We start from the raw sequence: 25,650 nt of genomic DNA on the forward strand, positions 1-25,650 counted from the left end.
TGATGTATGCAATTCTTTTTGCTAAATTGAGGTGGCGATTGCCATAAAAACAATCACCATCTTTTGATATCATTATATCTTTAATAAAATTAATTTGTTACGCATGAAAAATGCAGTCACTTATTCCTGCGCTTGAAAGCAAAATAAGTAATACCCAATATCAACCCATACACAAGATGCCCAACCAATGGGGGTATATTTTGTCTAATTCCTTCCATAGTCCATTTGGCAAATAGAGGTACCCCTGAAGCAAAATGAGGTAACAAGGTCATTGGACCACCTACCCACATTGCAAAACCGAACAATAACCCAAGAAGAATGGCTGAAAACCAGGAATGCATCAACCAATCCAGAACCAGGGCAAATGCGATTCCACTGCCAATGCTCATTGCAGCATGCACCAAAAGACCCCCTCCTTTTGTTGGCATATTAATCATACTTCCCAATGTTTCGAGCATGCCCCCCATAACTAAAAAAAAGGTAAAAACAATTCCTGCTATAATTCCTGCAATAGCGCCATATGAAATACATCTTGAAAAATACATGCCAATCTCCTTATTAAATAGATCCCCAGTTTACCATTCAAAATCATCAGTTTACTTAATAATCAACAATTAAGGTAGAAAAAAATTGATGAAGATGCTTCAAAATATTTTTGCCAACCGCATCATCAACATCTTATTGCCAAAAAAGATTTTTATATAGGACATCGATTCAATTATTCTTTAAATATTAACCATTTTGCGATTAAATAAAGAAATAGATTAACCCGTATTGAGAATCCATCTTGGCCAATAGAAAGAGAATAATAACCACCATATTAGGAATTGCATGCCTTTGCTCGATACAGTGGGCAAACTCGGCTCCAGACTTCTCAAATAAGCCACACGTGAGAGAAAAAAACAAAAACCTCCTTGGTGTTTTTGTGGGTGGAAACCATGCTCAAAACGATGAAGCGTTTACCTATGGACTGGAGTACCACCGAGTCCTTTTCATGCCTTTTGGGTTTAGTGCGGTTGTTGAGCATACACCTGTCAATGTGGAACATAATAATCAAGTAGAATTGATAGGCCTTGGAACATTAAACGTATTCAGGAATCTGACTTTTGGCATAGGCCCTGGAATTAGATATGAAAAAGATGAACCTAACCGAATGGTTGGTCGATTGGGGATTGGATATATCATCCATTTTCCTCCAGATATAGAAATCACCCCCAATATTGACCTTGATTTTATTGAAGGTGGTGAAAAGGAACTCGTTTTTGGTGTGACATTTGGCAAACAATTTTAAATGGTTCTTTTCCCAAATATCAGCTATCTCTTCCAATTTCTTTCTTTAAAATTTTTGTAATTGATAATCGCGACTAAATAATAGCTTTTTTTAAAAGACCAGTGTAAATTTATGACTCTTTTTTCTTAAATAATGACTGATATGATTTCAATAACAACTTATTGGCAACAATTTAAAGATTGCATTGATCAACTTCGTTCATCTGTAGACAGCAAAGAATACTCCAATTACATAGCCATCGCGAACCTCATGATCGAGATTGGATTGACAATAGAACAACTGGGGATCACTCAAATCCAGCAGGTAGGAGATCAATTGCATGAAAAAGCCAAATTGTTTGGATATCGAGTACCATTTGATACTCCTGAAAAAAAATATCAATTTTGTTTACCCAAAATAACAAATAATGAAACCCTGATTTTTGCTATTGTCTACCATCAACATCTTAAGAACTATGAAAATGTCGAATACCAAGGATCTATCAATTGGTTCCGATCAAAGGTAATTCATGGTGTTAATGAAAAGAAAATTTCAACCCGTGCTCAAGCCGAAGCGATGTTGGGAGAAATTAGACAATATTGTCAAAGTCAAAATATTGCCTTTAATGAATCTGAATTCATAAAGAAAAATGATGAGTCAGCAAAAGAATATACTACAAGATTATTCCAGATGTTTCGTTCTGAGAAAACCGCAAAGAGTGAACCAATCGAGTTAAAACCACTTAACGAATCAAAAGAATCCAAGCTGCCCGATGAGCTAGCCAAGCTTGAAAAATCCCTTGAAGAGTTAAGAAATAAAAGAAATCAATTGATTGCAAAAACAGATACCCTTTCAAAGAAGCTGGCAGACTATCATCTCCTTTCTCAAAACTACCATAAATTAAATAATGAATGGAATAACAAATGGTTTTTTACAAAATTCTTCGACTGGATAATGTCCTGGTTTTCTAATGATTCACTTATCAAAAATTTAAAATCCAGTTATGAACAAGTCATTAAAGCTGAAAATGAGCTGAAGCAAGAATTTCACCCCTTCGACACCGCAGATGCTTATCGATCTGAATTAAAAAAGCAACTGGAAGAAACACACATTGAATGTGATAAGAATCAAAAGCAAATTAACGAATATCAATTGAAACAGTTGGAGCAAAAACTTGAACAGAGTTTAGAACAAAAACTGCAAGAAAAACTACAAAAGGATACTGCTATTGAACAAAAAGAACCTTCCGTTCCGAAAGTACTATCAGAAATCAAACATGAAACTAATGGCAGTGACTTCTCTTCAAATTTAAATCATTATTATGGTTTCTTTAAAGAACATTTACCAAATCGAGAAACATTGGGAGCAATTGCTGTCGGTGTCGCAGCCATTGCCATTCAAAATTTGATGTAAAACCATTTAGAAAATACAAGGTTCTCTCATTCAGGGATAGAGAGAACTCCCCACCTAATGCGCATAAGAAGAGGTATTATCCGGGAAGAAAATAATATTTGATTCCCGGTATTACCTTTTACCTGTTCAAGCTGCCGCGCAAGAAACATCCTGTTGTCATCAGCCCGGGATATTATTTTGCTTTCGCCAATCATGAAGTAACACCGAGCGTCGCCTTGCATAGCAGACTCCCAGGTTTTGAACATCTACAATTCTATCGGCTCTAAAATGACGAAAATCCTTTTTTAATTCGCACCAAGCAATCAAAATTCTTACCTGATCAAAATACCCAAGTCCAATTGGCCAAATCGTACGCGTTGAAACATTCCCTTTTAAGTCATGGTATTGAATAAACAATTTCAGTTCTTTTCGTATTGCCTTTCTGACTAATGCCAGGGATTCATCTTCTCCTGAAATCACTTCGCCAGGCCCTATCAATAGACTGGATAGCTCCAATTGCTGGCGCAAATCGGCAGGAAGCACAGAAGCAATTTTAGCCAAAGCATTATGGGCAGCCTTTTGCAAGTGAGTATCCGTTTTTTTAACTACCCATCTGGAGCCTAAAACAAGGGCCTCAATTTCCTCTTCATTAAACATCAAAGGCGGTAACATAAAGCCTGGCTTTAATACATAACCTAATCCTGGTTCCCCCTCAATGTCAGCACCTTGAGCCTGTAAAGCAGCAATATCTCGATAGATGGTACGAGTACTTACACCAAGCTCGTTAGCAAGAAATTGTCCACTAAGCGGATAACGATAACGCCGCAAAATTTGCAACAGATGAAAAAGTCTCTCAGTTTTGCTCATATTGGTATTGCTCTTCATAATAAAGATTTTTAAACAGTTCATGAAAACCAATCTTTTTATAAATATTCAAACCATCTGCGGATGCTTCTAAAAAACACCAGGAAATATTGGTGTCTTTCAGAATCTGAAGTACTGATAAAATCAATTGTGTTGCATACCCTTTTTTCTGATGTTTGGGAAAAGTAGCCACATCATCAATCCGTGCACTGTCTCCCATAACAGTCAGCGTTAATGAGCAGACAATTTGCTCTTGGACAAACCCGGAAAAATGATAAATATCAGAAGACTTCTCAATAGCCTCCTGATGTCTTACTCTGTAAATCTGTGCAATCTCTTCAGTTGATTCAAATGCAGGGACAGTAGGTAAAATCCAAGTCTGCATCTCATTATCCATGCGCTTTATTAACAAGTCAGATTCAAGCCTGGGCATTCCAAGATCACGAATTGACAAGTACATGGCAACTCCTTGATCAATAGATAAAAATCCTGATTGAGCAAGTACATTATCTGTTTTTGTATCCGATAAATAGTCAGGAACCATCAGCGCCCAAGGTACTGAATGAGACTCATAAAAGCGTTTGCATTGATAAATCTCTGTCCCAAGTAAATGCGATTTACCTGAATAAAACACAGGATTTAAAGTAGAAATTGGCACTCCACTGCTACAAGCTTGCAAGCCCTCCAATGATAAAAGCGTCGTACTAATCAGTGAAAAAAAATGCCGTTCTATTTTATGGAAAGATTCAATACGGCTGTTCATAAAATAAACTCATCAAAATTTCTGAGCCCGGATAAACTAAATTTTGTTCTCATAATAACACCAAAACTCGGTTTAGTGTGTTTTTACTCTCAAGAAGGTCAATATTGGGTACTTAAAACACTACTGACACAATCTGTCATAAACCCTGTTTATACTTGCAATGATTAATAAAAAATAAGGAAAATAACATGTTCAGTGATCCTAATTTGGTTTTATTTTACGTGAAAAACCCGGCAAAAAGTGAAGAATTTTATAAGAATCTGTTAGACACTCAACCTGTTGAATCTTCACCAACATTCTCTATGTTTGTCCTGAAAACAGGGCTTCGTCTTGGATTATGGGCTAAAGAAGATATTGAGCCTCAAGCCTACCAAACAGGAGGAGGTATGGAGCTGTCCTTTCAGGTTAACAGTAATGAAATGGTCGATGAGATACACAAGCAATGGTCTGATAAAGAAATTTCTATTATTCAACCTCCCACACAAATGGATTTTGGATACACATTTGTTGGTGTTGATCCCGATGAGCATCGTCTTCGTATTTTTTGTCTAAAACGAATGTAAGCAATTGGAGTAATGACCAATCATAGCTTGTAGTATGGCTTTTAAGTGTGTGATATCACACATCCCAACCTGCTACAAGCTACAATTACTATTAACAAATGAACAAACATCGGGACATCGACCCCTGATAGCTGTATTTTTTAAAAAGGAGATACAGAATGGTATGGGACGCAACAACAACAAACGCCATCTCTAATGCCGCCCATGCGCTTTTCCTGTTATTGTACTTAATTGGTGCCTGCATCCACTACTTAAAAAAAGATCATACTTTTTCACTTTTGATTGTGTTTTTTTTCTTAAATATCCTTGTTCTGAAGGTATTGGGAGTTTATGTCCATTACTACCCTTCTCATTCGCATTTACCGCCAGCCTGGATTGCGATTAGTTTGCTTGTTATCATGCTTAATTATTTGCTTGTCCAATCAATGCAAATGCCCGATATGTGCAGAGTTACAGTAGTATTTCTATCCATCGTATTTACTTATCTTTTCCTGACCCACGATGGAAATTACACCTACATTGCCTTTCCTGTCATCCTTGTATATTTGATTGCGGCTTATTATTCGCAAGCAAAAGTCAGGATTGGCTTTGTCATGGTCGTTATATCAAACGTGATATGGATAGTCACAAGGCATATTCAAAATTACATTGCTGGCCATGAAATTCCTGTGGAATATCGCTATGATAATGATGTCTATCATATCTTTTTAATTCTATCAACTTATGTAATCTATAGGGGTATTGCTGAGGGGCAATGGAGACATCCTCGTTAAAAATATCATTGAGAAACCTATACTTATCAAAAGCAATGTCAAGATATGAGTGAATAATTTAATCACTTTGAAATGAAACATTTCTTGAGCATGAATTCATACATTCATAGAATTCTTTTAGTTATTCTAGACAGCCTACCAAAATAGCTGATTAATTATGCGATTAACAACAATCACTCTATAAAACCACAGAACACTTTGATACCTTATCCAAATAATTAAGAAAATCTCTCGAGAATAAATATTCATGAGCACTGATAATTTATTACAGCCCAAGTTAATTGAGGCAACACTTGGTGACTATCCAGTTATTCAAAATATGGCGCGATTTTATGTTTATGATATGTCACGTTATTGCGGTTTTATTTCGGAAGAATGGGCATGCCCACCAGATGGACTTTATGAAAGTTATGATTTCAAAATTTATTTTACCGACCCCGAACGAAAAGCCTTCCTTATTCAAATCGACAATGAACTGGCCGGTTTTGCTTTATTAAATAAATTCGGAATCCAAGCTGTTGATTGGAGTATGGGGGAGTTTTTCATCCTGGCTAAATTCCAAGGGAAAGGCATTGGCCAATCAGTAGCTCATCAACTCTGGCGCACTCATCCAGGTGAATGGGAAATATCGGTCATTCCGGAAAACATACCGGCTTTATCGTTTTGGCGCCAGGCAGTAATGACCTATACTCTTGAACGGTACAAAGAACAGATAAAGACAGTGAATTATGATATCCACCAAACCCAACGCATTATTTTAAGTTTTAATACACAAAAGCAGAACAAATCTTGTCATTCCATTCCAAAAAAACCTATTACAATAGATTTCGTGGATAATATCCCCAAATCTCTGGAAAAAAAGATGACAGAAGATCTGATAGCCTATGAAAGAACTCATGGTATTGATGTGAACTACAAGCGTTTTTCGATAGTACTATCTGAAGGAGGGGTGACTTGTGGCGTTATTAATGCCTTTACTGCTTTTGCGGAAATATACATCGATGACATATGGGTAGATAAAGCATATCGTGGTAAAGGATATGGCAGAAAATTACTGCAAACTCTTGAGAATCATTTTAAAGGGCAAGGATTTAATAATATCAATTTATGTACCAGCGCCTTTCAAGCACCGGAATTTTACAGAAAATGCGGATATACGGCTGAATTTACACGAATCAATCAAGCCAATCCCAAGCTTTCCAAAACCTTCTTTGTGAAATTTTTTGATGATGAAGATCAAACACAAGGACTATTTTGAAAAACAGAACTTCTAAATAACTCCTCACATCTTATTGATATTCAGAAGTCCTGAAAAAGTAATTTTCAATTAAAGAGACTAATTAAAGTGCCTGTAAACCGTCTTATTCCAACTGATTATATTAGTTTGTTTTAAGAGAAAAGTCCTGGGAAGTCAGAAACCAACGTCGAATATTTTTTTCGGAGTATTTATGATACTGGCACCAATCTCTAATAATAGAGGAATCTATATCTTCCGGGATGTCATGCATGCCCCGAGAAAAATTTCCCTGTAAAAGCAATAAACATCCCAGATTATGCAAATAAAACTCAGGGTCTATAAAAATCATTGAAGTAGGATCATATAAGCAAAAATTAATAGGTTTTTTATCGTATAATACATCCTGAGCGTTGAAATTGGGGCCAAACTCATCATGAAGCCCTAAATTCCCCAGGATTTTGCCATCAAACCAGGCTCTGGGATATTTGCTCATGATATTTTTACCACCAGTTGCAGTTAAAATAATATCTGCTTTAGCCACTGCTTTTTCAAGCTTATCTCGATCCTCGGGTAGAATAGCGTCTATACCAAGCCTGGAAGCTAAATCACATTGGTGAGCCGAACTGTCCACTACAGTAACCGGTACTCGATGTTCTACACAAAAATAAGCGAGCCCTCGCCCTATTTTACCAAATCCAAAGATTAACCAATTCTTGTTTTTGGGATCGACACCTGTGAGTTTTTGAATCGCTTGGTGAGAACTTTCGGCACAACCAAATACTGTCTCCAATTGTTTCGTCATTGTGTGATCAATGCTTATAACCGGAAAATCAAGTGTTTTCAGACTACGATAATACTGATCCCCTGAGCCTGTTAACTCTATAGCTCCCGTCAAAGGTCTTCCGAGACGCTGATGAAGCTGCCCGCCACAATCCATATAAACATCGAACGTTTCATCTCTTAAAAGGTCAAGATTTTCAACATAAGCAATTCCAGAATTATGAAGACAAGTAATCGCATCAGGGTGTGCCTTACAAAAAGAGGCTGGATTGGTTACGGTCACTTCAGCTTTTGCAGCAACAAGAGCTGCAATTTTTAGCAGTGTATTGGGAACCAAAGGCACATGATGCAGTATTTTCAACCCTTGCAGGGGTCTGTCTTTGCCCCATTCATTAATCTGAAGATGCATAAATGGCGCAATTTGCGGATGATACATTTCTAAATACTTTAATAACTCTCGGTGCATTGTTTACGTCATATGAAAAAGAATGACATTACTATAATCGAATTCATTAGCAATAACACGAATTAATAAAACACATTTTAATTTGTGAGGATTGGGCGATTAAAAATTGATTGGGCCGTATAGGATTCGAACCTATGACCCTGAGATTAAGAGTCTCCTGCTCTACCAACTGAGCTAACGGCCCATATTATAAAAACCACTTACAATTTAATAGCAACAAGTATTCTATCTGTCAACTGACAAATAAATTAGAAAATAGTCTTATATCATTTATAGCCATCAAGCAAAAAGCCAATCACTGATAACGAAAATCTTTGTATGATAGTATGATTTTAACCGCAAATTTAATTGACTGAAATGTTGAAACTATTTGATGCTCATTTTCATATCATTGATTATCGTTTTCCTCTAATCGCTAATCAATCCTATCTTCCTCCTGAATTTACTGTTGAAGATTATCTCCAACGTGCAAAGCCCCTGAATATTTGTGGAGGAGCTGTGGTTTCAGGTTCATTTCAAGCCTTTGACCAAACCTATCTGCTAACGGCTTTATCGGTTTTAGGCCCAAACTTTGTGGGGGTTACTCAATTACCTGCCACTGTAAGTGATGAAGAAATTATTCAATTAAATCAACAAGGTATTCGAGCGGTTCGTTTCAATCTCAAGCGTGGAGGCTCAGAAAGTATCCATCAGTTAAAGTATTTTGCTCATCGTATTTATGAAATGGTAAGGTGGCATGTAGAGATTTATGTTGACTCAAAGGAGCTTGGCGATTTGACTAATCTGTTATTGGAATTGCCAGCTGTCAGTATTGATCATTTAGGATTATCACAATCAGGATTTTCCGAGTTACTCCATCTGGTGAAACATGGCATCAAAATAAAAGCTTCAGGTTTTGGGAGAGTCGATTTTGATGTTAAAAAAGCACTGCAAACCATTGCCCAAATTAATCCAGACGCTTTGTTATTTGGTACAGATTTACCCTCCACGCGGGCTCCCCGCCCTTTTCTGGATAGTGACATTCAATTAATCCAGGATCTATTTGATGAGGAGCTGACAGAAAAAATTCTGTACAGAAACGCGTGTAATTTTTACAGTAAAAACAAACCTCTTGCATAAGCTGATTATTTTGTTTTACGCCAAGGTGAAAACGTCTCGGCGAGCATAGTTTAGATGCAGTAAATCAGTGCCGCAGAAACGTTTGCAAGGCAGCATTAAAAAGATAAAGACTGGTTATGCAAGAGCTCTATTGGTTCAAAGCGAGGTTTGCACCTTTTGTTCCCCAGCTTTCCTGTTTCTAAGTCCATCGTCCTCTTCTGTAGGTGAAGTTGTAAATATCCCCAAGCTCCCGTGGCTGGCTGCTGTAAAATCAAGGCGGGCTTTTTGATATTGTTTACAAATCTCTTTCTGAAGTTCAACAGGCATCATACCGACAGCACCATACACTTTGACATTACCGCTTGGTTTCTTTCCAGGGGGATAATTTTTAACATCAATCACCGCCTCTCTTAAATCCTTGATAAATTGCTTTTCGAAACCTTTCACCAATGTATGCACATGAGTCAGGCATAAGTGAAAACCATCCGGATTTTGTAGCAAATTAAGCTTCCACCCCCTCTTCTCCAATTCATCGGCAATGAAATGAGCATTGCAAGTGTTACTTCTAAAACCCAGGATGGACCATTGAGGGTTACCATAAATATAAATGTCTTCACTGGTCAATCCCTTACCTTCCTCCAGTAATTCCGTCAATTCTTTTTGAATCGCATTGCGTAATGTGATAATGCTTTTGGCGATTTCCTGATATTTATTTTTCCCATAGTAAGACAAAGTAGCATAGACTTCCGCAACCCGAGCCCCACTGGTTGAACCATCGAGAATTCCTGGTGTAGCATACAATCCACCTGACCAGTTTAATGCGGCATAAACCGATAAAGCAGGCGAATCCTCACTAAAAAGACAAACAGAGGTGCCTTTAGGACAACAGCCATATTTATGCAAATCGGCTGAAATGGAAGTCACTCCAGGTACTCTAAAATCCATAGGATCTGATGAGGTGTCTAAAAAAGCCGTTAAAAATCCACCCAGACAGGCATCCACATGAAAAGGAACATTTTTTTTCTTTGCCAATTGACCTAACTCAGAGACAGGATCATGAATTCCATTCATGAAAGAGGGAGCCGATCCAACGATTACAGCAGTGTTTCGGGAAATATAGGAACTCATGGCATTGGGATTCACCGCACCTGTTTTTTTATCGACAGGCACTGTAATTAATATTGCTCCCGTTAATTCGGCTGCTTTTTTAAATGCAGCATGTGCGGTTTCAGGTACGACAATTTCCGGATAGTCAATCCCTTTTGCTCTTGCACGAATAACATAAGCGGCCATCGCCTCAATAATGCTGGTCGTTCCCCCATGAGTTAATAATCCATAACCTTCTTTTGAACCATGAAACAGATTTTGACACCAGCGAATCACCTCCGCTTGCATTGCGTTAATTCGAGGCCATTTATCATGCAAAGGATTAGTGAGAGCGGTTGCCCCATAAACTTCTTTAAGAAGTTCAGTAAGTTCCTTGGGGTGAATAGCGTATAAAGCTCCTGAGTCTTTACCATCCCCTCTTCCAACAAGAAATTCCCTCTCAGAACCGTCATTGGTTACGGATAAGAAATCAAAATGACATTTTTTTACATCCACATCAAATGCGCTCAAAATGTCTTCGGGAGAAAGCCCTTTCTCCGGTATTTCATCTCTGAGAGTCATACCGGAACGCTGAATTCTCAATTTTTCTCTTGTTGAAGCAAGTTCTTTATTGAGCTCTTTCTCAATGATCTGATTCACACCAGGTAAATTTTTTGCCAAGGCGTAAGCACTATCAATAATGCGCTGCTTCATACTGGCGTTATTACGGCTACGATACCATCTGGAAATCCATGGGTCATTATATTGATTATAAAGAAAATAAAGAGCGGCTGTACCTAATATGATTTGATGCGCTGGAGTATCTTGTAATAATTCATCTAAAGAACTGACTGCTGCTGTTAATAAATCTGAAACAAAACCAAACATTGAACATATCCTTACGAACAAAATGATGGATAATAGTCACTTTGCATAAAAAAATAAAGATCAGTCGATACGTGTCCGTATAACAAAAACACTCTGGTATTTTGCTTGGGCCGGATGATCTCCTAATGCAAGATATAATATTCACGGCATTAGGCATAATACGTCTTTATAAGCTAAACTAAGCTTATCCACTGGATCATAACTTACTACTATATTGAATATCAGGGATAGATAACAATGAACAAAATGTTGGCATTGATCCTACAATTACTGGCAATCATTCTTATTCCTGCCCTCATTTCCTGTAGTTCAGAATCCAATAAGCCAGCAGGGCAAATTTTGGCGGAAGTTGATGTCGCGCTTCCAGTAAAAAAGAAAATTGTAGAATGGGATGAATACACTGGACGATTTCAAGCAGTAGAGGAAGTCGATGTTCGCGCTCGGGTCACTGGTTATCTTGAGGCGATCAAGTTCAAGGATGGTCAAACGGTAAAAAAAGGAGATGTTTTATTCGTTATCGATCAACGCCCCTTCAAATATGCTCTGGCAAGAGCGGAAGCTCAATACGCATTAGCCAAAGCGCAATATGAACGTGCCATAAAACTTCAAAAAGAGAAATTTATTTCCGCTGAAGTGATAGATCAACGATTTCAAGACGTACAAGTTGCTGAAACCAGAGTGCAGGAAGCAAAATTGAATCTGGAATTTACTGAAATCAAAGCTCCCATCAGTGGCAAAATAAGTCGCGATTTTGTGAGTGTGGGTAATTTAATCCGCATGAACGACACGGTCTTGACTAAAGTAGTTTCTGTTGATCCCATTTATTTTTATTTTGAAACCAGTCAAAATGATTTGCTCAAATACATACGTCTTGAACGTGCAGGAAAAAGACTTAGTTCTGAGAAAGAACCCACGCCCGTCTTAATTAAATTACCTGATGAAAAGGATTATCTTCATCAAGGGGTAGTAGATTTTTTGGATAATGTGATCGACTCAGGCACAGGAACCATTCTTGCCAGAGCACTTGTACCTAATCCTGATAACGTCATTTATCCTGGCCTGTTTGCACGTGTAAAATTAGTTGGAAGTGGGGAATATGAAGCAATTTTACTCCCCGATAAAGCAATCAATACGGACCAAGCCCGTAAATTTGTGTATGTGGTTGATAATGAAAATAAAGTGAAGCGAGTATATGTGGAATTAGGGCCACTACGCGAAAGTGGGTTTTACATTATTCGAAGTGGATTGAAAGGGAATGAAAAAGTTGTCATTCATGGAATTCAACGTATTCATGGCGCAAACCAGGAAGTTAAGCCTGTGATGATTGAGGTAACCGAAAATTAAACCGGTTGTGTATTGGAATCCTGTTCATTCGATAGAATTTAATACTGCATAAAGCATACAACGTTTTACAGTGTAGCCAACACGAAAAGGATTTACTGGATGAAAATAGCTCTTTTCTTTATTGATAGGCCTGTATTCGCAACAGTAATCTCCATCATCATTGTTATGGTGGGGGTATTGTCCTATTTCAACTTACCAATAGAACAATACCCGCAAGTAGTTCCTCCTACGATTCAGGTACAAGCTTCTTATCCTGGAGCCAATGCAAAAACAGTAGCTGAAACTGTTGCAACACCGATTGAACAGGAAGTTAACGGCGTAGAAAACATGTTATATATGGATTCCCAATCCACTGATGATGGCCAAATGCGTCTGACTATTACTTTTAAGCTCGGAACAGATCTGGATCAGGCACAGGTACTGGTACAAAACAGGGTGGAAGTTGTGGAACCCAAATTACCAGAGGAAGTCCGCCGCTTAGGGATCACTACTAATAAAAACTCGCCTGATTTGATGTTAGTAGTGAATCTTTACTCCCCTAATGGCCAATATGATCAAACCTATATTGGCAATTACGCTATTTTGCATATACGCGATAAAATCAGACGAATTGAAGGTGTGGGTAATGTCCTCGTATTTGGAGCCAGTGAATATGCCATGCGCATTTGGCTCAATCCCGATTTAATGAATACTTTTAATTTAACCGCGAATGATGTTTTAGCGGCTGTTCGTGCTCAAAACGTGCAAGTCGCCAGTGGTAAGCTTAATTTGCAACCCCAAAAAAACCAATACGGCTTCGAGTACCATATTGAAACCAAAGGGCGCCTGGTTAAAAAAGAAGAGTTTGAGAATATTATTGTCAAATCAGGCGAAAATGGACGTATCGTTCGCCTGAAAGACATCGGTCGTGTCGAGTTAGGTACACAAAATTATCTGACGAAAGGTTATTTAGACAAATACCCTGCTGTAGCATTACCTATTTATCAACGCCCGGGAACCAATGCATTAGCCACAGCGCAAGAAATCATTAAGACTATGAAATCGATTGCCAAAGATTTCCCCCCGGGGATTACCTATGACATTGCCTATAACCCCACTTTATTTGTTCAACAATCAATTGATGCTGTATTCCATACCATTTATGAAGCGATTGCTCTCGTTGTACTCGTTATTTTAATTTTTCTACAGACCTGGAGAGCCTCTGTCATTCCTATAGTAGCTATTCCTGTATCATTGATAGGAACTTTTGCCGTAATGCAGGCTATTGGATTTTCATTGAATTACTTAACTTTATTTGGTTTGGTTCTTGCCATCGGTATTGTGGTTGATGATGCCATTGTCGTTGTTGAAAATATGGAGCGCAATATCCAGGCAGGCATGAATCCCCGTGACGCAGCCAGAAAAACCATGACAGAAGTAGGATCGGCATTGGTCGCGATGGGACTGGTATTAATTGCCGTATTTTTACCTACCGTTTTTCTGGAAGGAATTTCCGGACGGTTTTATCAACAATTCGGTACAACGCTTGCAGTCGCGACTGCCATTTCTGTTTTTGTCTCGTTAACCCTGACTCCAACCATGGCGGTGTTATTGCTGCGTGCTCATCACGAAACATTACAACAAGAAGAGTTAGCCTGGTGGAAAAAGCCAGTATATGGATTTTTACATGGATTTAATCGACTAATGGAAGGATTTTCCCGTCAATATGGGAAATTGGTTGCCAACATCACACGTAAAACCACTTTAATGATCATTGCTTATGGTATTTTTATTTCCATCACACTACTTCTTTTTGTTTACGTGCCGCGCGGGTTTATACCAAGACAAGACCAGGGTTATTTTATCGTTGCAATTCAATTGCCAGCAGGAGCTTCTTTGAGCCGTACTGATGCAGTCATCAACAAAGCAGTCAACAAAATATTGGCCATTCCTGGTATTGCTCATACCGTTAGTTTTACAGGCTTTTCTGGTGCCACATTTACTAACTCCTCCAATGCCGGGGCAATTTTTACTCCTTTACTGTCATTTGAAGAGAGACAACGCATGGGGATAAATTATAACGACATTCTTAAGCGTTTAAGACAGGAATTAAGTACAATCAAAGAAGCCCTCATCGTGGTTATTCCTCCTCCTCCAGTCCGCGGTATTGGAAATGCAGGTGGTTTTAAAATGATGCTTCAAGACAGAGGCGGCCGAGGCCTTGATGTATTAATGGAAGCAGCAGCGACAATGGTCAATGCGGCCAATCAGGAAAAAGCCACCACATCAGTATTCACTTTTTTTGAAAATTCAACGCCAAGACTTCACTTGAAACTGGACAGAGAAAAGGTGGAGCGGCTTAACGTGCCTTACGCGAATGTTGTTGAGGCACTGGAGGTTTACCTGGGTTCTGTTTTTATTAACGAATTCAATTATCTGGGACGTACTTTTCGTGTTATTGCGCAAGCTGATTCAGAATATCGCCATACCGAAGACGATATTTTACGAATTAAAGTCAAAAGCAACAACGGAGACATGGTGCCTATAGGGTCAGTTGCACAAATAGAAAATACCGTTGCTCCTTCGCGCATGCCTCGTTTCAATCTGTATCCTGCTATTGATTTGCAAGGTGACGTTTCCCCAGGATACAGTTCTGATGAAGCATTGGCCACAATGGAAAAACTGGCTCAGAACAATCTTCCAGACGGTATTGGTTATGAGTGGACAGAAATAGCCTATCAACAGAAAATGGTAGGTAATACTGCGGCAATCGCCTTTACTCTGGGTGTTATTTTCATTTTCCTTGTCCTTGCCGCTCAATATGAAAGCTGGTCTTTACCTTTAGCTGTCATATTAATTGTACCGATGTGTCTCTTTTCATCCATGCTGGGAGTTAAAATTCTGGGTATGGAAAATAATATTATGACCCAGATTGGTTTTCTGGTACTGATTGGACTTGCATCGAAAAATGCCATTCTGATTGTGGAGTTTGCCAGACAACTTGAAAACCGGGGTTATAATCTCTGGAAGGCCGCCATTCAGGCGGCAAAACTTCGCCTGCGCCCAATTTTGATGACGTCATTCGCATTTATTCTCGGTGTTTTTCCTTTGATTATCGCAACAGGAGCCGGAGCTGAAATGCGTCGGGCACTGGGTGTTGCTGTATTCAGTGGCATGCTGGGAGTGACTTTTTTTGGTTTGGTATTTACGCCTTTATTTTATGTTTTGATTAGTCGCTTGAGCAAATATAAAAGGAAATTGACCAAGCCTTAAAACTAAAATAGTCTTTTAGAAATCTGTCTTTTAAAAATCAATAAGTTTTTTATAAATAGACTATAGTTTAAAAATAGAGACTGTATTCTTTAGAAATTATTCTTATGAGGATATATGACTTCTTCAACTTCTGGAAAAAATAATCAACAAAAGTATCCTTTACCAACTTATTCTTCTGATTCACCCCCCCGGCGTGAAGATTTGTTCAATCTTTCATCTTACCCAGTTCTTGATGTACAGGAAGCCATTAAATTTACATTAACCGAAGAAAATCTTGCCGAGATGCTTCATACGATGCTCAATCACTCATTACCAGACGAAGTAGCTGAAATGAAAAAGTTTCATGACTTTGGGGATTGGGGAAAAACCCAAGACATAGCCCATAAAATTAAAGGCGGATGCGTTTATGTCGGTACAGTACAAATGAAAATGGCTTGTCAATATTTTGAACGCTATTGGAAATCAGGAGATACTGACTTGTTAGAAGCATTATATCAACAAATCCTCAATACAATTGAAGAAAATGTCCATTATATAAGAAAGTGGCTGGACAAGCGAAAATAAAATGAAATCTATCGACACAATAGAAAGCTAAAATCCAAAAGACTATGATTCAATTTTCTTCTATAGAGGAGAATACATTATGCATTCCTACCTATTACCTAATAATCAATCCAAACTCATTGTTTTAATAATCCTTCTGAGACAAAAGAATGCATGTAATTCTCCTTTTGAACGACTCAATCCTTCCTCTGTTCACCTAAATTTTGTATATTTTTTGAACCAAAGAAACCTTTTTTGAAAAATTACTATATAATTTCACCAAATTATGTGTTTTATTTTAATTAAGGCCTCGAAAGTATGGAATTAAAAAAGCAAGATTTTAATTATACGGTAATTGACCTTTTTGAAGCACAAGTCAAAAAAAATCCAGAATTTCTTGCTCTTAAAGACAAGACAACTGCGTATAGCTACCTCGCATTAAATGAAAAAGCAAATCAATTTGCTCGAAGTTTGAAAAAAAAATCGGTTAAAGAAGGCGATTTTGTTGCCATTTTATTAGATCCAGGCGTTGAATTTTTTATTTGTATCCTTGCTATCATAAAACTTGGTGCCATTTATGTACCACTCGACACCCTGGCACCATCAACACGTTTGCATGAAATCGTTAAAGACGCCAATCCTGGAGTTGTGATTACCCATGATGAATACCAACCTCTCATCGAAGGAGTTGATACTGAAATCTATCTGATCAAACAACTCCATTTAGAATCATTAAGTCAATCAAAGAAAAATATTAAAAACACAGTCATACCAACATCCCCTTTGTATATGATTTATACTTCAGGATCCACCGGCAAACCCAAAGGGGTGGTTGTTCCTAACAGAGCAGTGGTAAATCTTGCCGTAATTGATAATATCATCGCGATACAGAATGGCGAAAAAGCAGGTCAATTCTGCAACCTGGCTTTCGATGGTAGTGTATTCGAAACATGGGTTGCTCTTTTAAACGGCGCAGCATTGCACATTATCCCTAATGAAGCCAGAAGAAACCATAATCAATTAAAAAAGATTATTAAAGAATTTCAAATCAAGTACTTACTGATTCCAACCGGCTATTTCCATCAGCTGATGAAATCATTTCCAGAAACCTTAGATCTTTTACATACCATTTCCTTTGGCGGTGAGCAAGTGAATGCTCACCTATTGAAAAATTTTATTGATTATAGAAAAAAGGCGGATATCCCCACAAAACTGGTTAACGTATATGGCCCAACAGAGGCTACCGTTTTCTCAAGCTGCAATATTATCCATAGCGAAAAAGAATATACAGACGAACAACTTGCAAGTATAGGATTTAAAACGGCCAACACAAAAACCTATATTCTTGATGAAAATCGCCACCGTACAGCAGAAGGAGAACTTTGGGTCAGTGGGGTACACTTGGCTCTGCATTACCATAACAGCCCGGAGCAAACAAAAGAAAAATTTGTTAAGAACCCTTTTTCACGCAACGAACTCTATTCAAGAATGTATAGAACCGGTGATAAAGTCCGTCAGTTACCTTCTGGTGAATTATTATACTTGGGGCGCGTTGATGATCAGGTAAAAATTGGCGGCTTCAGGATCCATTTAACTGAAGTCGAACAAGAACTCATGAATCATGAGGCCATAAGCCTTGCTGCTGTAACCGTAGAAATCGGTGGTGGAGCACACAAATTTCTTACTGCATACCTGGTCTTTAAATCAAAGGACATCATTGTTGATGCCGATGAAATTAGAAGTTTTCTGAGTCGAAAACTACCGCCTTATATGTTACCCGCCAAATACGTCATGGTAGAAAAGTTACCTCTAACTGCCGTGGGTAAAATTGATAAAGCCAAATTAGATAAAATAGCTCATACCGATTTATCATTTCATATCGACACATCATCATCGAACCCTATTGAAGAAACAATAAAAAATATCTGGCGACATCTTTTAAACCGCTCAAGTATTGAGTCTCACAAAAATCTCTTCGAATTAGGAGCAAATTCATTACTCATTACGGAAGCATGCGCTCAAATTAACAAGGAACTACAGTGTGATTTACAGATAGTTGACATGCTGACCCACCCGACTATCCACAAATTGAGTCGCTTTCTTGAAGGTGATTTGGATAAACATCTCGCACGAAAAATAAAAAAAACGCCCTCACAGAATATTGCAATAGTTGGTATGAGCTGTCGCTTTCCCAAGGCTCGAAATATAGATGAATTCTGGCATAATTTGTGTTACGGGAAAGATTGTCTTACTCGTTTTGACGAAAATACTATCCCCACCTATCTTTTGGCTAACGAAGACTATGTGCCTGTAAAAGGAATCTTGGAAAATAGCGATCATTTTGACGCGCATTTTTTTGGCTTCAGTCCCATTGATGCCAAAATTACTGACCCGCAACATCGTATCTTTCTTGAGTGTGCATGGGAAGCTCTTGAACATGCGGGTATTGCCCCAAGCAAACTGGACTCTAAAATCATCAGTGTCTTTTCGGGAATGACCGATAGCACATATCTCAATGAAAATTTACTTAAAAGCCAATGGTTTTGTAATGAGTTTGATCAATTTCAGCAAAGAATAGCTACAAGCATGGGAATGCTTAGCACCCAAATTTCCTATCGGCTCAATTTCAAAGGGCGTAGCGTTAATATTAATACCGCTTGCTCTACAGGTTTGGCTACAGTAGATCATGCCTGTCAAGAATTAATACTGGGACAAAGTGACATTGCACTGGCTGGTGCAAGCTCCATAGTCGTTCCTGAAACACAGGGATACTTTTTTCAAAATGGCAGTATTGTCTCACCCGATGGATACTGCAGACCTTTTTCATCTGAAGCAAACGGTACTGTTTTTTCCAATGGCGTTGGCGTCATTGTTCTAAAACGGTTAGAAGATGCAATAAAGAATCACGATACAATCTATGCCATCATCAAGGGAAGAGGAGTAAATAACGATGGAATAGACAAGTTGGGTTTCACTGCACCGAGTATGAGCGGCCAGATATCATGCATTCGGGATGCTCTTCAACAAGCCCAGATTAGTGCAGAGGAAATCAATTTTCTTGAAGCGCACGGAACAGCAACCGCATTGGGTGATGTGATTGAAATAAAGGCATTAACCTCTGTCTATCGAGAACAAACTGATAAAACCGAGTTTTGTGCTTTAGGCTCGGTTAAAGCAAATATTGGACATACTGATGTAACAGCAGGTATTGCTGGTATTATTAAAACAGCTCTCTGCCTTTATCATAAGAAAATACCACCTCTTATTCATTATAAAAAACCAAATCCCGATTTGGCACTGCCCGAAAGTCCTTTTTTTGTCAATACGGAAACCTTGGATTGGAACACGTCTTCAAAACGCTATGCCGCAGTAAGCTCTTTTGGAATAGGTGGCACCAACACTCATATGATTTTATCAGAACATGAACATGAGGAAAAAGTGACTTCTGTTTCTCCCTTAAAAGAGGAATTAATACTTCTTTCAGCAAAAACAGAAAAGGCATTACAGAAAAGTACTTACAATCTCAAGAACTATTTAAAAAAATGTGACGACTCTCATCTTGGGAATATAGCCTATACGCTCCAAAGAGGCAGAGAAGATTTTCAATGGCGTCAATTTGCTGTTGGTAAAACAGTAGAAGAGATAAGCATCGAATTAAAAAAGAAAAACCCTTTATTTTTTAATGAAGAGACTCATCACAGCATTACATTTATGTTTAGTGGACAGGGAATGCAATATCCTCAAATGGCTATGGAATTATTTGAAACAATGCCACTTTTTGCAAAATACATGACCTTAGGATCAAAGATTGCACAAACTTATTTACATCATGATTTGCTTTCTATTCTCTTTGAATCCAGCTCAAAGAAACTCAAAGAAACTCAATACGCTCAACCTGCGCTATTTATTGTGGAATATGCTTTGGCAAAGGTCCTTATAGAGTGCGGTGTAATACCAGAGATGCTAATCGGTCATAGCATTGGCGAATATGTTGCAGCCTGCCTTGCTGAGGTTTTTTCTTTTGAAGATGGGATCGCTTTGGTGTGTGAACGAGGGCTATTAATGTCAAAGGCACCAAAAGGTGCCATGCTGTCTCTCGAAGCAACACGAGATCAGCTGGATGGCTTTCTGAAAATGGTTGATGTTGATATTGCTTTACATAATGCCACCAATCATTTTGTTTTATCAGGCAGTGAATCTGAGATTGAGAAATTAGAAAATTATCTGGCTACTCATAAAAAACCATTTCAAAAATTGAAAGTAAACCACGCGTTCCATAGCCGTTTTATGGAATCCATTGAAATACCTTTTAAAGAGATGTTTACTAACATAAAATTATCGGCACCCCAAATACCGGTTATTTCCAATGTAACTGGAGACTGGCTCTCGGCAAGTGAAGCAATTAATCCGGATTATTGGTATAGACACCTGCGTGAAACTGTGCGATTTTGCCAGGGAATCAATCGCATACTTCAAGACAAACACCCCATATTTGTCGAAGTAGGTCCTGGACAAAGCTTATATGGATTTGTGAAAGAAATATCACATAAAAAGGCAAATGCTCTTTTTACACTTCCTGGTTATCAAAAGAATACATCTGACCGGTTTCAGTTGCTCACAGCATGCGGTGAACTATGGGCAAAAGGAGTAAACATTCGTTTAGAGCCTCTGGTAGAAACGGACAATCGAAGACTTATTCCCTTACCTACTTACCCTTTTCAAAGACAACGATATTGGGTCGAGCCGGATAAAAAAAACATTGCTGTCAATGAAACCTGCTCTTTTTATAAACCTGTATGGTCTCATGAAAAAATAGCTCTTGTCATTCCTGCTCATCTTAAAAATTTTGACTATGTCATTTTCAAAGATAAATCAGGAATAGGTCAGAATATAATTAATATACTAAAAAATCATGACATCGAGCCCATTATTATTGAACCAAGTCAGGAATTCAGGCGATTATCAAAAACTCATATCAATATCAATCCAGGAGAAAAATCAGATTACAATCAATTAGTTTCAGTGCTAAAAAATACTCTGCGCAACCCAATTATTTTTCATTGCTTTTCATGTGATGGTTCTGAGGAAGACTTTCTTGATGCACAGCAAATTGAAAATGGGTTAAATCTCGGGTTTTATAGTCTCCTCTATCTGACTCAGGCATTTTTAAATGATTTGGGAACCAATATGCCAATTCACTTGGCAATCATTACTACAGGCACACAAAATGTTATTGGTGCTGAGAAAATATCTCCAATTAATGCCAGCCTGGTTGGGGCTTCGCGCGTCATCCCACTGGAACATCATAATATTTCATGTGCATTGTTCGACATTCATTTATATGAAACAACCCAAAATATTACCAATGTTGTTATCGACATTGTCAATTCTTCGACACAAGTAGTAAAAGATCTCCCCTGCCAGTTAACTGCCTATAGAAATGGTTATCGCTGGGAACTCTCTTATTCCTCAAATCACAGCAAAACTGTTTTACAACGTTTAACAGATAATGGTATCTATTTAGTTACAGGAGGCTTGGGGGGGATTGGGCTATCACTGTGCCATAGCATCTTGAAAAATACGAAACACCCAACATTCATTCTTTGCTCCAGAAAGCCTGTAATCGATGAATCAGACTGGGAAAAAATAGCAACAGATACTACTCATCCCTATCACCATAAGGCATTACAACTACAAAAATTAAAAAAAAATGGAGCAACTGTTGTTTGTTATCAAGCCAATATTGGAAATGATAAAGATGTCGATCGTTTAATTACATTTTGTAAATCCAGATTTAAAACAATTAACGGTCTCATTCATGCTGCAGGAGTTGCCGGTGGCGGTTTGTTACAACTGAAAACAAAAGAAAGTGCCGATAATATTTTGTTACCGAAAATCCATGGTACCTATTACCTGGCAAAAGCATTACGTCAATTCCATCTTGATTTCGTTGTTTTCATGTCCTCAATCGCATCGATTACAGGAGAGAGAGGACAAATTGATTATTGTGCGGCAAATGCCTGCCTGGATGCTTTTGCAAACAGCAATCTATTTCATACACAATGTTTGCTTAGTATAAACTGGAACACCTGGTGTGATATAGGAATGAGTGTAGAAACCCAAAGGCCGGAAGATATCGATTTTTTTGCTCGGGGAAATACTATCAATCCATTACAAGGACAAGAATTATTTTTAAAAGCACTCTCTAACCCTTGCTCCAATCTCATTGTCTCGAACTATAGTATTGAAGACTATTCCAGATTGATACTGGATAATAATCCTGTTGATGCTGAAGAACATAAAGTCTCTCGCGACACGTTTAGCATGAATCACGAATTTTGTGCTCCACAGGGAAGCATTGAAAAGCGTCTTGCAAAATTATGGCAAGATAATCTTCATATTGTCGAAATTGGTAGAAACGATGATTTTTTTGCTTTAGGAGGCCATTCGCTAAAAGCATTAAATCTCATCGAGAACATTAATTCTATTCTAGGAGCCAATTTATCTATTCAACATTTATATCAAGCGCCAACTATTGCCAAGCTTGCTGAAATAATCAGTTCAAACAACTCTGAGAATCAAATTGATATTGTAATACCCCTAAAAAAGACGAGTTCAAAGCAACGCCCTTTTTTCTTCTGTCATCCTGCAAGTGGCATGATTTATTGTTTTGACCATTTTACATCCTCATGGGACTACCCGATCCCTTTATATGGTCTTCAAGATCCAAGCATTTCTTCAGGAAAATTAATTTTTGAAAGTATTTCTTCCATGGCAAAAGCGTATACCCAGGCCATAAAGAAAATACAACCACATGGTCCCTACTATTTAGTAGGATATTCCTTTGGAGGAAGCTTGATGCATGAGGTAGCTCATCTACTCACTCAACAAAATGAGCACATCGGATTGCTTGCCATGATTGAAAGCTGGTGTACTTTTTCAAGCAAGCAAAAATCCAAAAATCATTTCATCGAGGCCTATCTATCAAAAGAATTGCAGGCTAACAGAAATTTAGCCAATTTGGCATGGGAAAGAATGGAATTACTACTCAATCATAAGCCAACTGAAATCAAGCAGGACATGGTGCTATTTAAAGCAGCCGATTTAAATCAAGACTATTTAGATATCAATGATCCAATGAATGGATGGGGACAATATAACTCAGGGCAAATTATCTGCCATACTATTAAGGCAAATCACGATACAATCATTCGTGAAGGATATCAATTTATTGCACAAAAGTTAATTGAGTACAGGGATATTGAATGAGATCACAAACCATTCGTTTGACTCAAAATGATTTTCCCATTTTTGGAAAAGCATTTTCATTAGTTAACATTTCATTTCTCGTAATCAACGAGAATATGGAATTGGAATATCTTAATGATACTGCAAAGAAAAAGCTTAAAATTAATTGGAGCTCAACCGATAGACAATCTTTTTTCCAATTATGGGAATTAGCCAATCTAACTCCAATCCTGAATAAAAAAGGCAATCTTATTCCTAACAGAGTGTTGCAAGTGGGGAATTATTCTCTCCAATGGCAAAAAACAGTCGCAATAGTCAACGAAAAACATTACATTTTGTTAATGGACAAAGATGCAGCAACAACCTCGCATCTTTTCGAAGAAATCGGGACGGCTATCTATGGTGAAATTGGATACGCACCTAAAAACAAAATTTCTGTAAAAGAATATATTCAAGAAATAACCAATTATTACACCTCCGTTATCGATAAAATTCCTTGTTATGTTTACTGGAAAAACACCCGTTTTGAATACTTGGGTTGTAATGAAATGGCAGCACAGTTTTTTGGCTTTAAATCGACATCAGACATTATTGGAAAAAATGATTTTGATCTTTTTCAAGATCATGATTTCGCTAAAAATTATCAAGATCAGGATAAGCAAGTATTTTCAACTGGTGAACCTATTTTAAAAATGCCATCCGATCTCAAAGACCGTAATGGAACGGTTACTAATACCTTAGTCAGCAAAGTACCCATAACTAACTTATCGGGAAACATAGTAGGGCTTGTTGGAATTACTGTTGATGTGACTGAATTGACAAAAGCCAAAGAAGCCGCTGAAGCAGCCAATCAGGCCAAAACAGCATTTATTGCCAATATGAGTCATGATATTCGCACACCACTTACCGGGGTTATTGGAATGTCTGAATTGTTAGAAAACACAGTGAAAGACCCAGAGCAAAAGGAAGAAGCGCACATGCTTCACGATAGCGGTGAAGAACTATTAAATATGTTAAACGACATTCTGGATGATGTTCATGCTGGCTTTATGGATAAGGAAGATATCCGCATAGAAACTTTTGATTTGTATCAATGCATTGAAGATCTGGTGAAACTCGAACGCCCTACTACAGTGATGAAGCATTTGGAATTAATTGTGCATATTGGCAAATCTGTACCTCGTTATATCCAGAGTGATCGTAAAAAAATTCATAGGGTTCTTTTAAATTTATTGGGCAATGCGATTAAATTCACCCCTAAGGGTCAGATTACAATTCAAGTAGGATGCCTTGAAGCTTCCGGAAAAAACATTCATTTACAATTTAAAGTCAGCGATACAGGGATAGGTATTCCAACCAATCTTCAAGAAAAAGTATTTGAGCGTTTTTTCCGAATCAGCCCATCTTATAAAGGGATTTATAAAGGACATGGGCTTGGCTTGCATATCGCACAATCGTATGTCAACTTATTAGGGGGCCATATTGCTTTAATAAGCGAAGAAGGAAAAGGCACCACTTTTTATTTCGATATTCCATGCCAAACAGGCACACAGAAAAAAATAAAAACCAATAAGTCAACGAACAGTTCAAAAAAGACAGACTCCCCGCTCTCCACCTCATCTAACTCCCGATTAACTCATAAGATGTCATCCAAAGCCGAAGAAAATTCTCCATACGTATTATTAGTGGAAGACAACAACATTGCATTGAAAGTACTGGAGCTTATTTTATCAAACGAGAGTTATCGCTTTAAATCCGCCTCTAATGGAGAAGAAGCATTGGCATTAATTCAATCCGAGTCTTTTGATCTTGTCATTACAGATCTCGGCCTGCCTGGAATATCTGGTTGTGAACTTTCTGTTAAAATTCGTGAATGGGAAAAAAAACATTCCAAAAAGCTTCTTCCTATTATTGGATTGACTGGACACACTAAAGATTCCTCTGAAAAAGGATGCCTGGAATCTGGTATGAACAATGTGTTCACCAAACCTGTGACTCCAGAGCTAATTCACAATATAATCAATCAATATGTATTAGGAGAAAAATAAAAACCTGGTTAATTTAAAATTCACTTGATTCATAT

16 protein-coding genes and 1 tRNA gene are annotated in these 25,650 nt (G+C 37.9%); 11 read left to right on the plus strand and 6 right to left on the minus strand.

Annotated features, from left to right (window positions below):
• Nucleotides 1-116: 116 nt before the first annotated feature.
• A complete protein-coding gene (locus tag CC34_RS0107775; RefSeq protein ID WP_028379354.1) occupies nucleotides 117-545 on the minus strand; it encodes a hypothetical protein in 429 nt (142 codons plus the stop codon).
• Between the two features lie 344 nt (nucleotides 546-889).
• Here CC34_RS0107775 and CC34_RS0107780 point away from each other — a divergent pair, with 344 nt between their 5' ends.
• The gene (locus CC34_RS0107780) at nucleotides 890-1,291 is read left to right on the plus strand and encodes a hypothetical protein (RefSeq protein WP_231957871.1); all 402 of its coding nucleotides are present in this window, start codon (nucleotides 890-892) and stop codon (nucleotides 1,289-1,291) included.
• A 132-nt stretch (nucleotides 1,292-1,423) separates the two neighbouring features.
• Nucleotides 1,424-2,683 (plus strand): AAA family ATPase, encoded by a 1,260-nt coding sequence (locus tag CC34_RS0107785; protein WP_028379356.1) that lies wholly within the window; start codon nucleotides 1,424-1,426, stop codon nucleotides 2,681-2,683.
• A gap of 159 nt (nucleotides 2,684-2,842) precedes the next feature.
• On the opposite strand, the gene CC34_RS0107790 is transcribed toward CC34_RS0107785, so the two are convergent.
• Nucleotides 2,843-3,529 (minus strand): helix-turn-helix transcriptional regulator, encoded by a 687-nt coding sequence (locus CC34_RS0107790; protein ID WP_028379357.1) that lies wholly within the window; start codon nucleotides 3,527-3,529, stop codon nucleotides 2,843-2,845.
• A complete protein-coding gene (locus CC34_RS0107795; RefSeq protein ID WP_028379358.1) occupies nucleotides 3,516-4,289 on the minus strand; it encodes a GNAT family N-acetyltransferase in 774 nt (257 codons plus the stop codon). Before CC34_RS0107795 ends, CC34_RS0107790 begins: the two co-directional genes overlap by 14 nt.
• Before the next feature lie 188 nt (nucleotides 4,290-4,477).
• Here CC34_RS0107795 and CC34_RS0107800 point away from each other — a divergent pair, with 188 nt between their 5' ends.
• The 3 genes from CC34_RS0107800 (at nucleotide 4,478) to CC34_RS0107810 (ending at nucleotide 6,883) form a co-directional block, all read left to right on the plus strand.
• On the plus strand, nucleotides 4,478-4,852 hold the full coding sequence (locus tag CC34_RS0107800; RefSeq protein WP_028379359.1) for a VOC family protein: 375 nt from the start codon (nucleotides 4,478-4,480) through the stop codon (nucleotides 4,850-4,852).
• A 158-nt stretch (nucleotides 4,853-5,010) separates the two neighbouring features.
• A complete protein-coding gene (locus tag CC34_RS0107805) occupies nucleotides 5,011-5,625 on the plus strand; it encodes a hypothetical protein (protein ID WP_028379360.1) in 615 nt (204 codons plus the stop codon).
• Between the two features lie 247 nt (nucleotides 5,626-5,872).
• Nucleotides 5,873-6,883: a GNAT family N-acetyltransferase gene (locus tag CC34_RS0107810; protein ID WP_028379361.1), complete on the plus strand. Its 1,011-nt coding sequence runs from the start codon at nucleotides 5,873-5,875 to the stop codon at nucleotides 6,881-6,883.
• A 121-nt stretch (nucleotides 6,884-7,004) separates the two neighbouring features.
• Here CC34_RS0107810 and CC34_RS0107815 read toward each other — a convergent pair whose 3' ends face one another.
• Nucleotides 7,005-8,108: an NAD-binding protein gene (locus tag CC34_RS0107815; protein WP_028379362.1), complete on the minus strand. Its 1,104-nt coding sequence runs from the start codon at nucleotides 8,106-8,108 to the stop codon at nucleotides 7,005-7,007.
• A gap of 111 nt (nucleotides 8,109-8,219) precedes the next feature.
• Nucleotides 8,220-8,292: transfer RNA gene (locus tag CC34_RS0107820), tRNA-Lys, on the minus strand.
• 173 nt (nucleotides 8,293-8,465) lie between these two features.
• Between CC34_RS0107820 and CC34_RS0107825 the strand changes: the two genes are divergently transcribed.
• Complete coding sequence (locus CC34_RS0107825) at nucleotides 8,466-9,227, plus strand: amidohydrolase family protein (protein WP_028379363.1); 762 nt, start codon at nucleotides 8,466-8,468, stop codon at nucleotides 9,225-9,227.
• A gap of 135 nt (nucleotides 9,228-9,362) precedes the next feature.
• Here CC34_RS0107825 and legS2 read toward each other — a convergent pair whose 3' ends face one another.
• The gene (gene legS2, locus CC34_RS0107830; RefSeq protein WP_080274161.1) at nucleotides 9,363-11,201 is read right to left on the minus strand and encodes a Dot/Icm T4SS effector sphingosine 1-phosphate lyase LegS2; all 1,839 of its coding nucleotides are present in this window, start codon (nucleotides 11,199-11,201) and stop codon (nucleotides 9,363-9,365) included.
• A gap of 216 nt (nucleotides 11,202-11,417) precedes the next feature.
• On the opposite strand from legS2, the gene CC34_RS0107835 reads away from it, so the two are divergent.
• The 5 genes from CC34_RS0107835 to CC34_RS0107855 all read left to right on the plus strand — a co-directional run bounded on the left by CC34_RS0107835 (nucleotide 11,418) and on the right by CC34_RS0107855 (nucleotide 25,615).
• Entirely contained in the window at nucleotides 11,418-12,524 is a 1,107-nt protein-coding gene (locus tag CC34_RS0107835) for an efflux RND transporter periplasmic adaptor subunit (RefSeq protein WP_027227222.1), read from the plus strand.
• Between the two features lie 99 nt (nucleotides 12,525-12,623).
• Nucleotides 12,624-15,776 carry an efflux RND transporter permease subunit gene (locus tag CC34_RS0107840; RefSeq protein ID WP_027227223.1) on the plus strand — a complete coding sequence of 1,051 codons (3,153 nt, stop codon included), beginning with the start codon at nucleotides 12,624-12,626 and terminating at the stop codon, nucleotides 15,774-15,776.
• A gap of 114 nt (nucleotides 15,777-15,890) precedes the next feature.
• A complete protein-coding gene (locus CC34_RS0107845; RefSeq protein WP_027227224.1) occupies nucleotides 15,891-16,340 on the plus strand; it encodes an Hpt domain-containing protein in 450 nt (149 codons plus the stop codon).
• 297 nt (nucleotides 16,341-16,637) lie between these two features.
• A complete protein-coding gene (locus tag CC34_RS0107850; RefSeq protein WP_028377867.1) occupies nucleotides 16,638-23,588 on the plus strand; it encodes a type I polyketide synthase in 6,951 nt (2,316 codons plus the stop codon).
• Complete coding sequence (locus tag CC34_RS0107855) at nucleotides 23,585-25,615, plus strand: PAS domain-containing hybrid sensor histidine kinase/response regulator (RefSeq protein ID WP_027227226.1); 2,031 nt, start codon at nucleotides 23,585-23,587, stop codon at nucleotides 25,613-25,615. Before CC34_RS0107850 ends, CC34_RS0107855 begins: the two co-directional genes overlap by 4 nt.
• The last annotated feature ends 35 nt before the right edge of the window (nucleotides 25,616-25,650 follow it).

Source organism: Legionella pneumophila subsp. fraseri (genome assembly GCF_000586315.1).
GTDB classification, from domain to species: domain Bacteria; phylum Pseudomonadota; class Gammaproteobacteria; order Legionellales; family Legionellaceae; genus Legionella; species Legionella pneumophila_B.

Excerpts from the sequence above, each read along its gene's own strand:
- CC34_RS0107800 (WP_028379359.1), top strand. The coding sequence starts at position 4,478 with ATGTTCAGTGATCCTAATTTGGTTTTATTTTACGTGAAAAACCCGGCA.
- CC34_RS0107855 (WP_027227226.1), top strand. The coding sequence starts at position 23,585 with ATGAGATCACAAACCATTCGTTTGACTCAAAATGATTTTCCCATTTTT.
- CC34_RS0107850 (WP_028377867.1), top strand. The coding sequence starts at position 16,638 with ATGGAATTAAAAAAGCAAGATTTTAATTATACGGTAATTGACCTTTTT.
- CC34_RS0107785 (WP_028379356.1), top strand. The coding sequence starts at position 1,424 with ATGACTGATATGATTTCAATAACAACTTATTGGCAACAATTTAAAGAT.
- CC34_RS0107805 (WP_028379360.1), top strand. The coding sequence starts at position 5,011 with ATGGTATGGGACGCAACAACAACAAACGCCATCTCTAATGCCGCCCAT.
- CC34_RS0107810 (WP_028379361.1), top strand. The coding sequence starts at position 5,873 with ATGAGCACTGATAATTTATTACAGCCCAAGTTAATTGAGGCAACACTT.
- CC34_RS0107825 (WP_028379363.1), top strand. The coding sequence starts at position 8,466 with ATGTTGAAACTATTTGATGCTCATTTTCATATCATTGATTATCGTTTT.
- CC34_RS0107775 (WP_028379354.1), bottom strand. The coding sequence starts at position 545 with ATGTATTTTTCAAGATGTATTTCATATGGCGCTATTGCAGGAATTATA.
- CC34_RS0107835 (WP_027227222.1), top strand. The coding sequence starts at position 11,418 with ATGAACAAAATGTTGGCATTGATCCTACAATTACTGGCAATCATTCTT.
- CC34_RS0107815 (WP_028379362.1), bottom strand. The coding sequence starts at position 8,108 with ATGCACCGAGAGTTATTAAAGTATTTAGAAATGTATCATCCGCAAATT.
- CC34_RS0107795 (WP_028379358.1), bottom strand. The coding sequence starts at position 4,289 with ATGAACAGCCGTATTGAATCTTTCCATAAAATAGAACGGCATTTTTTT.
- CC34_RS0107840 (WP_027227223.1), top strand. The coding sequence starts at position 12,624 with ATGAAAATAGCTCTTTTCTTTATTGATAGGCCTGTATTCGCAACAGTA.
- CC34_RS0107790 (WP_028379357.1), bottom strand. The coding sequence starts at position 3,529 with ATGAGCAAAACTGAGAGACTTTTTCATCTGTTGCAAATTTTGCGGCGT.
- CC34_RS0107845 (WP_027227224.1), top strand. The coding sequence starts at position 15,891 with ATGACTTCTTCAACTTCTGGAAAAAATAATCAACAAAAGTATCCTTTA.